Genomic DNA, 16,418 nt, shown 5'->3' with positions numbered 1-16,418 from the left:
CCTCTTTCACCGGGCCTGCGCCAGCAGGCGCAGATCGTTACGGAGGAAGTGGCGGATGTCGCCCAGCCCGTGCCGGACTGCGAGGAGCCGTTCCAGCGAGATCGCCAGGGCCGCCACCGGCAGGTCCTCCGGCCAGCCGGCCGCGCGCAGCACCCCGGCGGCCAGCAGCCCGCCACTCATGATCTCCAGCCGTCCGCTGCCCTGGCACAGGCCGCAGCCCTCGGCGCCGCACGGCGCGCACTCGACGTCCACCGCGAGCCCCGGCGAGACGTACGGGAATCGGCGGAAGCGCAGCCGCGGGTCGAACCCGTCGCCGAGCACCGCGTCGACAAAACCCGTGGCCAGTCCCTTGATATCGCTCATCCGCACGGACGGTCCGGCCGCCACCGCCTCCAACTGGTGGAACTGGTGCACGAACCGCGCGTTGGGCACGTTGTTGCGATGGCAGGGACCGGCCACGACGAACCGTGACGCCGGCCCGGCCGGTTCGGTCCGCAGCACCCGCAGCACGGAGGCGGTGGTGTGGCTGCGCAGGACCGCCGCGCCCTCGGCGTAGAAGGTGTGCGCGGGACTGCGGGTGGGATGGTCGGCCGGAACCCCCAGCAGGTCGAAGCAGTGTGCCTCGTCCTCGATCTGGGGCGCGTCGCGGAACACGAAGCCGAGGGCGGCGAAGTGGGCGGCCGCCTCGTCGAGGATCAGGCTCACCGGATGCCGGCCGCCCGGCGGCGGGGTGTCCGGGATGTGCGTCGGGTCGAGGCGGACCCGGTCGGCCGGGGCCGGATCGCCGGCCGCCGTCTGCTCCCGCCGGTCGGCCAGGGCCGTGGCGAGATCGTCGGCCGCCTGGCGGACCGCCCGGCCGGCGGCCGCCCGGTCCTCGGCGGGCAGAGCGCCCACGCGTGACCGCAGGGCGGCCAGCGCGGACCGCCGGCCCAGATGATCCCGGTGCCATCCGGTGAGCTCCGGCCCCGGGCAGTCGCGCAACGCGCCAAGGGCGGAACGGTAGGCGGAGCGGACCGCCTCGAGAGTCGTCGCCACCTCGGGGGATGCGGGCACGGCGGGATACCTCCTGAGATCGTCACGGGAATGGCGCGGCCGGGCGCGAAGAGCGCGGACACGGCGGGCGGTGGACATATCTTCAGTCACCCCGGCCGATACGGCAATGCCGTCGACGGAAAGTTGGATCAATAACCGCAACGTCCGAATTGTCCGGGTGGGTATTAGCTGCCAGACAGCAATTCCAGAGGTCACGGGCGACTTCGAGAGAGCGTTCTCTCGATACGGTTCTCCTCGTTGCGGCACCGATAAACCGGTCGCTGCGAATTCGATAGGACAAATCACGGGGGAGCACGTTATGAACCGATCGACAGAACTTCCGGGCCGGCTCGTGAACCTCGGCGCCACCTCGGCGCCGAACGGGGGCGACACCGGCTGGGGCAACTGAACGTACGGCACGAAGCCTTATCGAGGAGGGGTTGGACCAACATGACCACATGGGACGCGGAAACGTACGGCAGCCGCTGGTCGCAGATCTACGACGGACTCCCTTGGCCCGGGCCGGACGACGCTGTCAGTTTCCTGGCCAAGCTCGCGCAGGGTGGTGAGGCCCTCGAACTCGCCATCGGGACCGGCCGGATCGCTATTCCGCTGGTCGAGCGCGGAATTGAGGTGCACGGGATCGACTCGTCGCCGGAAATGATTGCCAAACTGCGCGAGAAAGAGGGCGGAGAGCGAATTCCGGTCACCGAGGGCGACATCTCGTCGTTCACCGTCGACCGGACCTACCGCCTCGCGTTCCTGGTGCTCAACACCATCTACGCGCTGCAGGACCAGGAACAGCAACTCGCCTGTTTCGCCAGCGCCGCGGCCGCGGTCGAACCGGGCGGGCACTTCGTCGTCGAGGCGTTCATGCCCGACCCGACCCGCTTCCGGCGCAACTCCTGGATGCAGGTCCACGACATGGGTCTGGACCACGTGCTGATCGAGGCGGACAAGCACGACCCGTCCACCCAGCAGATCCTGGAGCAGCACCTGCACTTCTCGCAGAACGGGGTCAAGCTGTACCCCGCGTTCCTGCGCTACGTCTGGCCCTCGGAGATGGACCTGATGGCCCGCCTGTGCGGAATGCGCCTGGTCGAGCGGTACGGCGGCTGGAACGGTGAGCCGTTCAACGCGCGGTCCGGCAACGTGGTGTCAGTCTTCCGCCGCGACGAGGCCTGACCGGCGCCGATGAGTGACCGGAACGCACGGAACGACGCCGCGCCGAGGGTGCGCGACCGCACCGACGTCGCGGCCGCCCTCCGGCGCCGGATCCTGCGGTACGCCGCCGGCCAGGCGATCCACCTCGGATCGTCGCTGTCGGTGGTGGACATCCTGCACACCCTCGGGTGCCGGGCCGGCCTCGGACCGGCGACGGCCGGGAACCGGACCCGGGACCGCCTGGTGCTCAGCAAGGGCCACGCGGTCTGGGCCCTGTACGCGGTGCTGGCCGAACTCGGGCTGCTCACCGCCGACCCACCACCCCGCCTGCCCGGCCATCCACCCGAGGGCCTGCCCGGGATCGACGTGTCCACGGGCGCGCTCGGTCACGGCCTGTCCATCGGAGCCGGGCTCTGCGAATCCGCCCGCCTGGCGGGCAGCGACCGCCGTACGTACGTGGTCCTCGGCGACGGCGAGCTCAACGAGGGCTCCGTTTGGGAGGCGGCGATGTACGCCGCTCACCGGGGCCTGGACCGGCTCACCGCCGTGGTGGACCTCAACGGCATGCAACAGGAGGGACCGACCTCCGCGGTGCTGGACCTGGCACCGCTCGACGAGAAGTGGCGGGCGTTCGGCTGGAACGTCCGCACGGCGGACGGCCACGACCCGGTGTCGCTGACCGCGGCCCTGGACCGGGCCGAGTCCCAGGCCGGCCGGCCGTCCGTCGTGCTGGCGACGACCGTCAAGGGCAAAGGAATCCCGTTCATGGAACACAGCAGCGCCTGGCACGTCGGCGTGCTCGACGCCGCCCAGCTCGCCGAGGCCCTGGCCGCGGTCGATTCCACGGGCGGCAGCGATGTGGGCGGTGGCCATGACTGACACCATCACGGCCGAACGGCCCCGCGCGGGCATGCGACCGGTGGTCGCGGACGTTCTCGCCGACCTGGGGGAGCAGTTCCCGGACCTGATGGTGCTCGCGGCGGACGGCCATGCCCTGGCCGCCGGTTTCGCCCGGCGGTTCCCCCGGCGGTTCATCGACGTCGGCATCGCCGAGGCCAACCTGGTCGGGGTGGCGGCCGGTCTGGCCCGCGACGGCCACCGGGTGGTGGTCGGCACGATGGCCCCGTTCCTGGTCCGCCGGGCCGCCGAGCAGATCCGGCTCGACGTCTGCCGCCCGGGCCTGGATGTGACCTTTCTCGGGGTCGGCGGCGGACTGTCGTACGGCACGCTCGGCGCCACCCACCACATCACCGAGGACCTCGGCGCGATGGCAGCGATGCCCGGCACCCGGGTGCTGTGCCCGGTCGACCGGCACGACGCCGCGTGGGCGGTCCGGGCGGCGGTCCGGCACCGTGGTCCCGCCTACGTCCGGCTGGGCGCCCGGGACGACGAGATCGTGTTCCAGGGCGACGAAAAGTTCTCCTGGGACGCGCCACAGATTCTCGGCGCAGCAGGCCCGGCTCTGGTGGTGGCGCTCGGCGCGACTGTTGGTGACGCCGTCCGCGCCGCCGAGCGCGCCGGTGCCGCCGGCCTCCCGGCCCGGGTGCTCGCCCTCACCGTTCTGGAGCCTTTCCCCACCGAACAGATCCTGGGGGCCGCCCGGGCCGCGTCCACGGTCGTCACGGTCGAGGAACACGTCGCCGCGAGCGGCCTCGGTGCCCGGACCGCGATGGCGCTGGCCGGTCGGTGGCAGGGGCGGTTCACCGCCCTCGCAGTCGACGGCCGCGCCGCACCGGTGGGCGACCGGGCCGAGCTCTTCTCCTTCTACGGCATCGGCGAGGACACGATCACGCGTGCCCTTGTCGGCCCCGAAACCGATCCGGAGTGACTGATGCGAATACTCCTCGGCGCCCAGAGCTGCGGCTTCGGGCCGATCTCCAAGCTGACGGCCCTGTCCCGGTTGCTCCCGCACCACCACCGGATCTTCGCCGGTGTCACCGTGGCGGCCGACTTCGCGCAGCGTAACGCCAGCGCGTTCGACGAGGTCGTCGATGTCGGTACCGACGCCGCGCTGCTGGGCGGGCTCGTCGCGGACTGCGACCACGTCGTCTCGGTCATGGATGCCGAGCTGGTCTTCCGGGCCTACGCCGCGGACCGCCCGACGATGTTCCTCGACAGCTTGCTCGCCTTCTGGCAGCTGCGGACCCCGGAGGCGGAGATCGCCGCGTTGTGCGCGACCGCTCCCCGGGGCGACTACGCCAAGCTCGACGCCCATTTCGCCGCGCTGTCCCCGCACGAGCGCATCTACGCCGCGCATCTGCTGGCCGAAAGCTCGCTGGTGCAGACCTTCCCTGGCGTGCCGGAACGGGCCCAGCGGCTGCGCGAGCTCGGGGCCCGCAACATCCACGTCACCGGCCCGATCGTCGACGAGCCGGCGATCACCGGGGTGCCCGAAGGCGACCGGGACGGCTACGACCTGCTGATCAACCTCGGTGGCTTCAAGAACTTCCTGCTCGACTACGACCACCACAACGACTACCTGCGCCTGATCGCGCGCTGGGTGCCCGATCTGATGGCCGACCGGCCGGAGTTCGAACGGATCGCGGTCTGCGGCGGCGGATACGGGGCCGGCCGCGAGAAGGTGGTGCGGGTCGGCGGGCGTACGGCCGAGTTCCGCTGCCTGCCGCAGCGTGAGTTCCTGCCGGCCGTCGCCACGGCCCGCAACTACATGCTGACGCCGGGGCTGACCGCGATCCACGAGTCGCTGCTGCTGGGGCAGTTCCCGATGGCCCTGCCGGAGCAGCACGCGGGTCACGTGGCCAACCTGGAGAGTCTCGGCGGCACCAGCTTCCACCGCCTGGGAGCGCGGTTCGCCGACCTGATCGAGGACTACGACATTCCGGCCGACGACTTCGCCGGCACCGCCGCGATCGTCGAGGAGGTGGGTCGCGTCCTGTCCGACGACGACCGCTACGACCGGTTCCGTCAGGGCATGAACACCAGGATCGAGGCCTTCCTGGCCGTCGGCGCCGAGGGTCGCGCCGAGGGCGTCCGGGAACTGAAGAGCCTGCTGCAGGGCCAGTCGTTCGCCGATCTGGTCGGCGAACTGATCCAGCAGTCGTCCGACGCCCTGATCGGCGGTGTCCGGTGATGATCGACAGCCTCGCCGAGGCGCCCCAGCGCGACCACGCCGAGTCGATCGCGGACGAGCTCAGCGCCCTGCACCGCGACCTGGACGGCGCCGGCCGCGACCGGCTCTCGTTCGACGCCTGGGTCCCCCGCAGCGCGCGTAAACAGCGCCAGCGGTTGTTCGTCCGGTCGTCGGTGGACGGTGTCCCGCGGCTGGTGGCCAAGGTGCCGCTCGATCTCGAGGACACGATGGTCGACCGGGAATGGGACGTCCTGTCCGCCCCGGCCGGGGTGGGGGTGCCGAGCCCCCAGCCGGTGGCGCGCTTGCGGCGCGGCTTCGCCATGACGTACGTACCGTCGCGCGACTTCCCGCAGGCGATGAGCGAGGCCCCGGCGCACGAGTGGCCCGCGCTTCTTGGCGCGGCCGTCGATCTCGCGGCGGTGCTGCACACCAGCGACGGCGACGCGAGCCGGGAGTCCGCGGCCGAGGTCGCCGCCCGTTACCTGCCCGGCCTGGCCGGGATCGGACCGAACACGCTGCGCTACCTCGACGGCGCGGCTGTCGGCCCGGCGCACGGTGACCTCGGTCCGTGGAATCTGCGGGTGGATGGTGACGGTGGCCTCGCCATCATCGACTGGGAGGACTACCGCCCGGTCGGCCTGCCCGCCCTCGACGCGCTGAACATCGTGCTCACCGCGGGTCTGGTGGCGTTCCCCGACTACGTGGACCGCGGTTTCGACTGGCTCTACGACCGGGTGTTCCACGAGGACAACCCGTTCCGTACGGCCGCGGACCACGCGCTGCGCCGGTACGCGGAACGGACCGGCAGCCAGGTGCACGACCTGCTCCAGCTCACCCCGCTGTTCTGCCGGTGGATGATCCGCCGGATCGAGGACCAGGGCCGGCCCGCCGGGCACCTGTTCTTCGGCCCGTTCGCCGCCCGTTTCGAGGCCGAGAACGGTGACGGCCGATGACGACCCCCGCGATCTGGGATGCCGTCGTCGTCGGAGGCGGCCCGGCCGGGCTGTTCGCCGCCTGGCGCCTGGCCCAGGGCGGCGCCCGCGTCGCCCTGGTCGAGGCCGGCGGCGGCATGCGGGCGAGCCTGTGCCCACGCGTCTCCGCCCGCATGCGGGGCCAGCAGGTGCGCCCGGCCGAGAAGTTCCGTCTCCAGTGCAACCGGTGCGACTGCCTCACCGGGCTGGGTGGGGCCGCCTTCCACTTCGACACGAACCTCGGGTACGTGCGCGGCCTGTCCCGCTCGAAGATCGAGCAGGACAGCTCGGGGGCGGTCCGGGCGTACAGCGGGCTGGAGCGCACCCTCGGTGACTTCGACCGGGCCGCGGCCGAGGTGGCCCGGGTCTACGAGTTGATGGCCGAGTTCGGTCTGCCACCGGCCGGGACCCACATCGAGGCGGCCGGCGGTACGGCCGGGACAGGCTTCGCGGCCGCCGACGAGGCCGTGTCCCAGGCGATCACCGTGGACGACGCGCTCACCATGGTCGACGCGCTGCTGCTCAAGGCGGAGGCCAACGGCCTGCACCTGCGCACCGGCTGCCGGGTCGAGGATGTGGACCGGCAGGACGGCGTGTGGTCGCTGCGGCTCTCGGACGGCACGCAGTTCCGGAGCCGGTCCGTCGTGATGGCGGTGGGCAAGCTCGGCCTCGACTGGATCCGTCCCCTGCTGCAGCGGCACGGCATCGCCCACGATCCGGCCCGGCGGGTCGACGTCGGTGTCCGGCTGGAGATGCCGCAGGAGGTCGCGGCGCCACTGACCGCTTCCTGCCACAACCCCAAGTTCACGTTCCTCAACGACGGCGGCGAGCCGGTCCGGACGTTCTGCGTCTGTGACGGCGGCCGGATCATGCAGTACTCGTTCCTCGACACGGTGATCCTGGACGGCCAGCACTGCCTGACGACGCCGACCAAGCGGACGAACTTCGGCATCGTCACCACGGTCGACGTGCCCGCCGGCGCCGACGGGACCGAGCACGCGCTCGGCTTCGCCCGGCGGGTGAACCAGGCCGGGGGCGGACTGCCGGTGGTCCAGCCGCTGGTCGAGATGCTGGGCCGGGAGCGGCTGACCGAGCGGCCGAGCAGCAGCCTGATCTATGCCGCCGACGTCGATCTGGCCGCCGCCATGGGCCCCGAGCGCGTCGCCGACATCGCCGGGATGGTGCACCGCCTGGAGGCGCTGGCACCCGGGCTGATCGGGCCGCGGACGGTCGTCGCCGCACCGGTCGTCGAGAAGCTGTACCCCGCGATCGAGCTCTCGCCGGACATGGAGAGCAGCGCGGCCGGGCTCTACTTCACCGGAGACTGCTCCTCCAAGATCATCGGCGTCACGTACGGCGCGGCAACCGGTCTGGTCGCCGCCGAATCGATCCTGCGCGACTGACTGCGCCCGCGGAAAGGAGTCCCATGTTCGACCTGCCCAGCCGGACCTCGGCGGACGCACGGCCACCGGAGCCCGGTCACGTCTGGACGCTCGACGGTTTCGCCGAGTGGTGCGCCGCGCACCCCGGCGTGCCCCCGTCCCAGGTGCTCTGTGCACTGGTCGCGGTGCTCCTCGACCGCTACGGCGCGGCGATGCGCCTGGTCGCGGCGCCGGGCTGCGGCGAGGCCGGGGCCGCCGTGGCCCTGCTCGCCGGGTCGGACCCGGCCTGGCCGGCGCTGCTGAGCGCGGTGACCGGCGCACCGGACGCCGCGGACACCGAGCCGCCGGGCGATCGGCCGGTCGTCCTGGTCACCGACTCCGACACCCCCACACCCGCGGGCGACCTGGTGTGGATCGCCGGCGAGACGACCGTCGAGGTGCGCCTGCGCCCGGCCGTCTTCGGCGAGCAGTCGGTGGCGCGGATGGTCGGGCACCTGCGCCGGCTGCTGGCCGAACTGCCCGGCCACGGTGACCGCCCGCTCTCGCTCGTCACCGTCCTGACCGAGGAGGAGACCCGGCTCAACGGCGGAACACCGCGCCTGCTGCCGGTCTACCCGCCGGTCACCCTGCACCAGCTTGTCGAGCTGCAGGCCTGGAAGACACCGGACGCCTGCGCGTTGGCGAGCGGTGACGAGGCGCTGTCCTACCGCGAGCTCAACGAGGTGTCGAACGTCCTCGCGCACCAGCTCGTCGCCGCCGGGCTCCGCCCCTCGGACGTGGTCGCGGTCGGCGGCGAGCGTTCGCTCGGCCTGTTCACCGCGCTGCTGGCCGTGCTGAAGGCCGGCGGCGTGTTCCTCCACCTCGACCCCGACCTGCCGGAACCGCGGCTGCGACAGTTCCTCGAGGTCGGCCGTCCGCGGCTGGTCGTCCGGGCCGCCGGCGCCCGGATCCCGGTCACCGACCTGCCGGAGGTGGCGGTGCCGTCCGGCTGGGACCCGGCGAGCATCGAGGCCCGGACCGCCCCGGACGTGGTCGTGGGCCCGGAGGACCCGGCGTACGTGCTGTTCACCTCCGGGTCGACCGGCGTGCCCAAGGGCGTCCTGCGATCCCACCGCCTGCACGTGTCCCGGGTCTTCCTGGAACAGGGCATGTACCACCTCGGGCCGGACGACCGGCACCTGCTGAAGCTGCCGATCAGCGCCCGCGAACTGTTCTGGCCGCTGGCCACCGGCGGCACGGCCGTCATCGCCCGGCCCGGCGGCGAGCGCGACGACGACTATCTGCGGGCCGTGCTGAGGGACGAGCGGATCTCCGTGATCAGCGTGGTCCCGTCGATGCTGCGGGCCCTGGCCGCCGACGGCGGGATCGACGACCTGCCACACCTGCGGCACATCTTCGTCGGCGGCGAGGCGCTGCCACCGGACCTCGAGGCGGCGGTCCGCGCCCACGGGTACGGGGTCCACAACACGTACACCTTGACCGAGGCCGACTACGTCGCGCACCGCGGCGGCCCGCTCGCCGAACCGGCGGGCGAATCCACCGTGATCGGCCGTCCGATCGACATGCGGGTGTACCTGTGCGACGAACGTGACCGGCTGGTGCCCCCGGGCCTGGACGGCGAGATGCTGGTCGGCGGCCCGGGTCTGGCCACCGGATACCTCGGCGACCCGGCCCGCACCGCCGAGCGCTTCGTCCCGAACCCGTTCGGCGACCCGCAGGCCCCGCTGCTGTTCCGCACCGGCGATCTGGCCCGGCACCGGGCCGACGGCGCCCTCGAATACCGGGGCCGGCGCGACCTCCAAGTCAAGGTCCGAGGTCATCGGGTGGAGCCCACCGAAGTCGAACACCGCCTGCGGGAGCACGCCGGCGTACAGGCCGTGGCCGTGGCCGGCTATCCGGATCCGCAGCAGGGAGCGGTCCTGGTCGCCTTCCTCGTCGCGGGCGAACCCGAACCCGACAACCGGAGCCTGCGCGAGTTCCTGGCCGAGCGGCTGCCGGCCGCGATGGTGCCGAGACACTTCGTCCGTCTGCCGCGCCTGCCGGTGCTGCCCAGCGGCAAGGTGGACCGGGCCTCGCTCCAGCCGCCCGGCCGCGAACGGTCCGCCGACCTGCCGCCGCCCGTCGCGCCGCAGACGCCGACCCAGGCCCGGCTCTCCGCCCTCTGGCGGCGGGTCCTGCACGCCGACGAGACGGGCATCGACGACACCTTTGTGGACCTGGGCGGGGATTCGCTGCGGGTGATCCTGCTGCGCGCCGCGATCCAGGACGAGTTCGGCGACGCCCCCGGGATCGCCGACCTGATGCGCCGCACGACGATCCGGCAGCAGGCCGACCTGCTCGACGGTGTCCGGCCGGACGTGCCGCCGCCCACGGCCGGGCGCGCCGACCGGACCCGCCAGGCCCGCGCCGAGGCCAACCGCCGCGCCGGGCTCCGGGCCGCGGCAACACCGGAAGAGAGCCTGCGATGAGCGACGTCGCCATCATCGGCATGGCCGGGCGCCTGCCTGGCGCGCCCGACCTCGGCACCTACTGGGCGAACCTGCGCGCCGGGCTCGACCGGATCACCCGGGCCGACGCCGGCGCCCTGCGGGGCATCGTCGACGACCGGCTGCTGGACGACCCGAGGTGGATCGGCGCGTCCGGGACGATCGCCGGGGCGTGCGACTTCGACCCGGCGTTCTTCGGGATGGCGCCGAAGGACGCGCTCGTCACCGATCCGCAGCACCGGCTCCTGCTGACCGTCGTGCACGAGGCGCTCGAGGACGCCTGCCTGCCGGCGGGCGCCCTGCCCACAACGGGCGTGTTCGCCGGGGTGGGGCGCAGCCGCCACGAGGAGCTCGTCCGCGGTGTCCTCGCCGCCCGGGGCGAGGAACCGAACGAACTGGTCCTGGAGATCGGCAACGAGAAGGACCACGCCGCCACCAAGACGGCGTTCCGCCTCGGCCTCGGCGGGCCCGCGGTGACCGTGCAGACGGCCTGCTCGACCGGTCTGCTCGCGGTCCACCAGGCGGCCCGCAGCCTGGCCGGCTACGAGACGGACATCGCGATCGCGGCCGCGGCCGCGGTCCGCATGCCGCACGTGCACGGCTATCTGTACCTGCCGGGCGGCATCGGATCGCCCGACGGCGTGTGCCGGCCGTTCTCCGCCCGGGCCGGCGGTGCGGTGGCCGGCGACGGTGCGGTCGGTCTCGTCCTCAAGCGTCTGGCCGACGCCGAGGCCGACGGCGACCGGATCTACGCGGTCATCCGGGGCTCGGCCGCCAACAACGACGGCGCCAAGACCGGCTACGCGTCGGTCAGCGCGGACGCCCAGGAGCGGGTCCTGCGGGACGCGCTGTTGTTCGCGGAGCTCGAGGCGGAGATGATCGGCGCCGTCGAGGCGCACGGATCCGGCACTCCGCTGGGGGATGCGACGGAGTGGTCGGCGCTCAGCGCGGTCTTCGGCAAATCGCCGTCCACCGTGGTCGGATCGGTGAAGTCGTCGCTCGGCCACCTGCGCGAGGCATCCGGCCTCGCCGGGCTGGTCCGCGCCGTGTTCAGCGTCCGCCACGGCCGGATCCCGCCCACCCTCAACGTGGGGGTGCCGGCCGACTTCGTCCGGCGCGGCGACACCGGCCTGCGGCTCGCCCGCCGGGACGAGGAGTGGACCGCGACCGGCCCGCGCCGGGCCGGGGTCAGCGCCTTCGGGCTGGGCGGGACCAACGTCCACGTCATCGTCGAACAACCGCCGGACCGGCCCGTCCCGTCGCCCACCTCGGAACGGGCACACGTGGTGCTGATCTCGGCCGGGTCGGCGGCGGCAGCGGACCGTACGGCGCAGGCCTGGTCCCGGACGCTGCGGTCGTCGGAGGTTCCGGCGGTCGACGCGGCCCGGGCTTCCCAGCTCGGGCGGCGCCACCGCCGCTACCGGCGGGTGGCGGTGGGAGGCACCGCGGCCACGCTCGCCGAGCATCTCGCCGGGAACGCGGCCGCGCTCGAGTCGGGCGCCGGAGCCGTCGGCTTCGTGTTCCCCGGCGTCGGCGACCAGTACCCCGGCATGGGCCAGGGCCTGCGCGACGCCGTCCCCGGGTTCGCGGATCTGCTCGACGCCAACCTCGACACCTGCTCCTCGCTCGTCGGACGGGACCTGCGCCCCCTCCTCGAGCCCGTCCGCGAGGCCGAGCCGGTGGTCGCGGGCGGCGGAGTCGACCTGCGCCGGCTGCTGAGCCGCCCGGACCCCGGCGGCGCCGGCGTGTACGACCCGGTCGCCTCGCACGCCGTGCTCATGTCCGTCCAACTGGCGATCGCCCGGTCGATGGAGCGGCTGGGTGTCCGCCCGGCCGCGGTCACCGGCCACAGCCTCGGCGAACTGGCCGCCGCCACGGTGGCCGGGGTCTTCGACGACCGGGACGCGCTGCGCGTGGTGGTCCGGCGGGCCCAGTTGGTCGCCGCGCAGCCCGAGGGCGCCATGCTGGCGACGAACCTGCCGGCCGAACGGGTCACCGACCTGCTGGGCGAGGGCGTCTGGGTGGCCGCGGTCAACTCACCGCGCAGCACCGTGCTGGCCGGCGAGCGCGACGCCGTACGCGCCGTCGCCGAAAAACTCTCCGGGCGTGGCCTGGAAAGCCGGTTGATGCCCATCCGGCACGCCTACCACACACCGCTGCTGCGGGCCGCCGGCGACGAACTGGCCGAGCTGCTCGGCGGGATGAGCCTGCGCCCTCCGGCCGTCCCGATGGTCGAGAACGTGACCGGCGACTGGGCCGGCGACGTCACCTCGCCGCGGTACTGGAGCCGGCAGCTCACCACCCCGGTGCAGTTCGGCCGGGCGTTGCGCACCGTCGCGCAGCGCTGTGACGTCCTGCTGGAGATCGGCCCCGGGCAGTTGCTCACGCTGGCTTCTCAGGCCCGGGCCGATCTGGGTGGCTGCCCGGTCGTGCCGACCGTCCGGCGGAACTACCAGACCGTCGCGGACGATGCGGTGTTCGCCGGCGCACTCGGCGCGGTGTGGCAGGCCGGGGGCGCTCCCGACTGGACGGCGCTCGGCGGCCGTGAGCGAGCGGCCGCGGTGAGCCTGCCGCCGACGGCCACTGACGTACGGCGGATCTTTGTGGCCGACGGCGTCGCACCGGCCGCCGCACCGATGCCGGTGCTGCCCGGCACCGTCCCGGAGGTCCCGAAGGCCGCGCCGCCGCCACCGGACACCGCCGACGAGGACGGGGACGGCTTGCAGGCCCAGTTGGCCCAGGTGTGGACGCTCGTGCTGGGCGTCGACGACCTCAACGGCCGGGACGACTTCTTCGCGCTCGGCGGTGACTCGCTGATGAGCGTGCAACTGATCCTCGGCATCGAGGACCAGCTCGGCGTCCACGTGCCGGCGGTCGCGGTGTTCGAGGAGTCGACGCTGGCCGGAATGACCCGCCGGGTCCGGCAATGGCAGATCGATCTGGGAGGAAAATCGTGAACGGGTACTCCGTCGGTGTGGTCGGCGCGGGCGTGATGGGCGCCAGCCTGGCGCAGGCGCTGGTCGGCCGGGGCTTCGACACCGTCCTGCTCGACACCGACCCGGCGGCGCTGCGGTCCGCGGCCGACGCCGTCGCGGCGGCGGACCGGCTCACCCGCCTGCGCCGGGGCGCTCCGCAGACGCCGCCCGGTCAGCTCACCTACGCGTCGTCGACGGCCGCCCTGGCCGGCTGCCGGATCGTCGTGGAGAACATCACCGAGGACCCGGCGGCCAAGGAGAAGGTCCATCGCGAGCTCGACGCGGTTCTGGCGGCGGACACCGTCGTCGCGGTGAACACCTCGGCCGTCCCGATCTCGGGCCTCGCACTGGCCACCGAGCACCCGGAACGGGTCCTCGGCTCGCACTTCATGAACCCGGTGGCGCTGTCCGAGATGGTGGAGGTGATCCGCAGCCCGTACACCGCGGACTGGGCCCTCGACCGGATGCACGACCTGATCGGCGCCCTCGACAAGAGCGCGGTCGTCGTCGGCGACGTCGCCGGCTTCGTCATCAACCGCTGCCTGATGATGTTCGTCAACGAGGCCGCCGCCCTGCTCGACGACGACGTCGCCACCCCGCAGCAGGTCGACCGGCTGTTCCGGGGCTGCCTCGGGCACCGCACCGGCCCGCTGCGCACCGCCGACGTCATCGGCGTCGACACGATCGTCCGCACTTTGGACGTCCTGGCCGAGCACCACGGACCGGACCGGTTCACCCCGTCGGCCCGCCTGCGGCGCATGGTCGCCGACGGTCATCTCGGCCGCAAGTCCGGTCAAGGCTTCTACCGCTACTCCGACGAGGAACCCGCATGAGCACATCGGCCGACGCCGCCATCACCGAATCCAGCGACGACATCGTGGGCGCCGAGGTGTCCCGCTACCTGGCCCGTTACGTCGACGACGTCACCCTGCTGGAGCGGGAACGCCTGATCTCCAGCGGGCTGCTCGACTCGCTGGCCGCGGTGGCCCTGATCGCCTTCCTGCAGAAGCGGTTCGCCATCGAGGTCCTCGACGAGGACCTGGACCTCGCCAACTTCGACAGCGTCGCCCAGGTGGTGGCGTTCGTCGCGCGGAAGCGAGCGGGATGAGCGCGACAACGGCCCCGGCTGTGGCGCGCCTGCTGACGGCGGCCGGGGATCTGACGGCTCCCGGCGCGGTCGGCCCGGACCTGGTCGCCCGCCTCGCCGCCACCGGCGCGCTCGGGGCCATGGTCCCGGCCGAGCACGGCGGCGCGGCCCTGACCCATGCCCGGTACGGGCAGCTGCACCGCGTCGTGGCCGCACGCTCGGCGTCGTTGCAGAGCCTCATGACGGTCCACGGCATGGTCTGTCATGCGCTCACCCGGTCGTCGCGCCCCGAGCTGCAGGCTCTGCTGCCGGAGCTCGCCCGCGGTGAGCTGATCGCCGCCTTCGCGCTGAGCGAGCAGGAGGCCGGCAGCGACATCCGGACGATCACCACCACCGCCCGCGACACCGGCGACGGCTGGGTGCTCAACGGCCGCAAGAAGTGGATCACGTTCGGGGCGCACGCCGACGTCTTCCTGGTCTTCGCGCAAGCGGACGGCAAGGACGTCGCCATCCTCCTACGCCGCGACGATCCCGGTGTCCACGTGCACCCGGGACCGCCGATGAGCGGCCTGCGCGACGCCATGCCGGCCGAGCTGGAACTGCGCGACTGCATGGTGCCGGCCGGCCGGCTGCTGGCCCGGCCCGGCACCGCCCTGACGATGATCGCCGGGCCGGCGCTGACGCTGGGGCGTCTCAGCGTCGCGTACGGAGCCTGGGGTGTCGCCGAGGCGGCCTGCGACGCCGCGCTGGCCCGGGCGGTCGACCGGCACCAATTCGGTGCCCCCCTGCACCGGTTGCAGCTCGTCCGCGGGCTGCTCAGCGACGCGGTGGTGGCGACCGAGGGCGCCGGGCTGCTCTGCGAGCGCGCGGCCGAGGCCCTCGACCGCGACGACGAGTGGGCCACCGGCGAGGTGCTCACCGCCAAGCTGGCCGCCTCCCGGGCCGCGACCACCGCGGCCACGGTCGCGGCCCAGCTGCACGGTGCGGAGGGCCTGGTCGCCGGCAGCGCCGTGGACCGGCTGGTCGGCGACGCCCGGGTGATGGAGGTGATCGAGGGCAGCACACAGCTGCTCCAGCACCTCGTCGCCGAACAGGCACTCGCCCGGTTCCGGCACCGCCGGGCGACGGACCGGGACGACGAGAAGGAGGACGACCGATGACCCCGCCGGTACCCGCGGATCTGGTCAAGTGCGTGGTGTGGGACCTGGACGACACGGTCTGGGACGGTGTGCTCGCGGAAGGCGGAGCGGCGACTCTGCGCCACGGGGTCGCCGATCTCATCCGGACCCTCGACGCCCGCGGCATCCTGCAGTCCGTCGCGAGCAAGAACGAACCGGCCAACGCCCTGGAGCGGCTGCGGCAGTTCGGGCTCGACGAGTATTTCCTGTATCCGCAGGTCTCGTGGAGCCCGAAATCCGAGCTCGTGCGGGCCGTGGCCGACCAGCTCAACATCAACGTGGACACGCTGATGTTCGTCGACGACTCGCCGTTCGAGCGGGCCGAAGTGGCCGACGTGCACCCGCAGATCCGCTGCGTGGACAGCGCCGACCTGGCCGGTCTGGCCGAGCGTCCCGAGCTGAACCCGCCGGCCACCGCCGATGCCCGCAACCGCCGGGTGCTGTACCGGCGCGACGAGCAGCGACGCCGGCACGAGGAATCATTCGAAGGCCCGCGTACGGAGTTCCTGCGCTCGCTCGGCATGTCGCTGACGATCGCCCCGGCCACCCCGGCCGACCTGGACCGGGCCGCCGAGCTGACCCAGCGCACCCATCAGCTCAACACCACCGGCCTGACCTTCGCCGCCGAGGACCTCCGGGAGCTGCTCGGCGCGCCGGACCAGACCCTGCTGACGATGTCGCTCACGGACCGCTTCGGCTCCTACGGCACCATCGGCGTGGCTCTGCTCGGCCTGCACCCGGGGGAGTGGCGGATCCGGCTGCTGCTGATGTCCTGCCGGGTCATGGGCCGCAACATCGGCGGCGCCGTCCTCACCCACCTGATGCACACGGCCGACGCGGCCGGGCTCGCCCTGACCGCGGACTTCCTGCCCAACGACGTCAACCGCCCGATGTACATGGTCTACCGGCTGGCCGGTTTCAGTGAATCGGGTTCCGCGAGCGGGCCCGTCCGCCGGCTCACCCTCTCCGGCACCGCCGCCCGCGATTTCCCCGACTACGTGGACGTCGACTGCCGTCCCTACCGCATCATCCCGCACCTCTCACCCTCCTGA

General features: G+C 72.9%; 13 protein-coding genes. 12 read left to right on the top strand and 1 reads right to left on the bottom strand.

The window, feature by feature from the left end:
• Window positions 1-6: 6 nt before the first annotated feature.
• Window positions 7-1,053 carry a tRNA ligase subunit PheS family protein gene (locus JIG36_RS33200; protein WP_203380363.1) on the bottom strand — a complete coding sequence of 349 codons (1,047 nt, stop codon included), beginning with the start codon at window positions 1,051-1,053 and terminating at the stop codon, window positions 7-9.
• 429 nt (window positions 1,054-1,482) lie between these two features.
• Here JIG36_RS33200 and JIG36_RS33195 point away from each other — a divergent pair, with 429 nt between their 5' ends.
• Genes JIG36_RS33195 through JIG36_RS33140 form a run of 12 tightly spaced genes read left to right on the top strand, consistent with a single transcriptional unit; the run spans window position 1,483 to window position 16,418 of the window.
• Complete coding sequence (locus JIG36_RS33195; RefSeq protein ID WP_203380362.1) at window positions 1,483-2,217, top strand: class I SAM-dependent methyltransferase; 735 nt, start codon at window positions 1,483-1,485, stop codon at window positions 2,215-2,217.
• A gap of 9 nt (window positions 2,218-2,226) precedes the next feature.
• A complete protein-coding gene (locus JIG36_RS33190; RefSeq protein ID WP_203380361.1) occupies window positions 2,227-3,075 on the top strand; it encodes a transketolase in 849 nt (282 codons plus the stop codon).
• The gene (locus tag JIG36_RS33185) at window positions 3,068-4,024 is read left to right on the top strand and encodes a transketolase family protein (RefSeq protein WP_203380360.1); all 957 of its coding nucleotides are present in this window, start codon (window positions 3,068-3,070) and stop codon (window positions 4,022-4,024) included. The genes JIG36_RS33190 and JIG36_RS33185 overlap by 8 nt, the downstream gene beginning before the upstream one ends.
• Before the next feature lie 3 nt (window positions 4,025-4,027).
• A complete protein-coding gene (locus JIG36_RS33180) occupies window positions 4,028-5,287 on the top strand; it encodes a hypothetical protein (protein WP_203380359.1) in 1,260 nt (419 codons plus the stop codon).
• A complete protein-coding gene (locus JIG36_RS33175; RefSeq protein ID WP_203380358.1) occupies window positions 5,287-6,240 on the top strand; it encodes a phosphotransferase family protein in 954 nt (317 codons plus the stop codon). Before JIG36_RS33180 ends, JIG36_RS33175 begins: the two co-directional genes overlap by 1 nt.
• Window positions 6,237-7,661, top strand: a complete 1,425-nt coding sequence (locus JIG36_RS33170) for an FAD-dependent oxidoreductase (protein WP_203380357.1) — start codon at window positions 6,237-6,239, stop codon at window positions 7,659-7,661. The genes JIG36_RS33175 and JIG36_RS33170 overlap by 4 nt, the downstream gene beginning before the upstream one ends.
• A gap of 23 nt (window positions 7,662-7,684) precedes the next feature.
• A complete protein-coding gene (locus JIG36_RS33165) occupies window positions 7,685-10,108 on the top strand; it encodes a non-ribosomal peptide synthetase (protein WP_203380356.1) in 2,424 nt (807 codons plus the stop codon).
• Window positions 10,105-13,083 carry a type I polyketide synthase gene (locus JIG36_RS33160; protein ID WP_203380355.1) on the top strand — a complete coding sequence of 993 codons (2,979 nt, stop codon included), beginning with the start codon at window positions 10,105-10,107 and terminating at the stop codon, window positions 13,081-13,083. Before JIG36_RS33165 ends, JIG36_RS33160 begins: the two co-directional genes overlap by 4 nt.
• Entirely contained in the window at window positions 13,080-13,934 is an 855-nt protein-coding gene (locus JIG36_RS33155) for a 3-hydroxyacyl-CoA dehydrogenase family protein (protein WP_203380354.1), read from the top strand. Before JIG36_RS33160 ends, JIG36_RS33155 begins: the two co-directional genes overlap by 4 nt.
• A complete protein-coding gene (locus tag JIG36_RS33150) occupies window positions 13,931-14,209 on the top strand; it encodes an acyl carrier protein (RefSeq protein WP_203380353.1) in 279 nt (92 codons plus the stop codon). The genes JIG36_RS33155 and JIG36_RS33150 overlap by 4 nt, the downstream gene beginning before the upstream one ends.
• Window positions 14,206-15,348 (top strand): acyl-CoA dehydrogenase family protein, encoded by a 1,143-nt coding sequence (locus JIG36_RS33145; RefSeq protein WP_203380352.1) that lies wholly within the window; start codon window positions 14,206-14,208, stop codon window positions 15,346-15,348. Before JIG36_RS33150 ends, JIG36_RS33145 begins: the two co-directional genes overlap by 4 nt.
• On the top strand, window positions 15,345-16,418 hold the full coding sequence (locus tag JIG36_RS33140) for an HAD-IIIC family phosphatase (protein ID WP_203380351.1): 1,074 nt from the start codon (window positions 15,345-15,347) through the stop codon (window positions 16,416-16,418). The genes JIG36_RS33145 and JIG36_RS33140 overlap by 4 nt, the downstream gene beginning before the upstream one ends.

The organism is Paractinoplanes ovalisporus (genome assembly GCF_016834655.1).
In the GTDB taxonomy this organism is placed as follows: domain Bacteria; phylum Actinomycetota; class Actinomycetes; order Mycobacteriales; family Micromonosporaceae; genus Actinoplanes; species Actinoplanes ovalisporus.
This window is presented reverse-complemented; position numbering and strand designations above follow the sequence as displayed.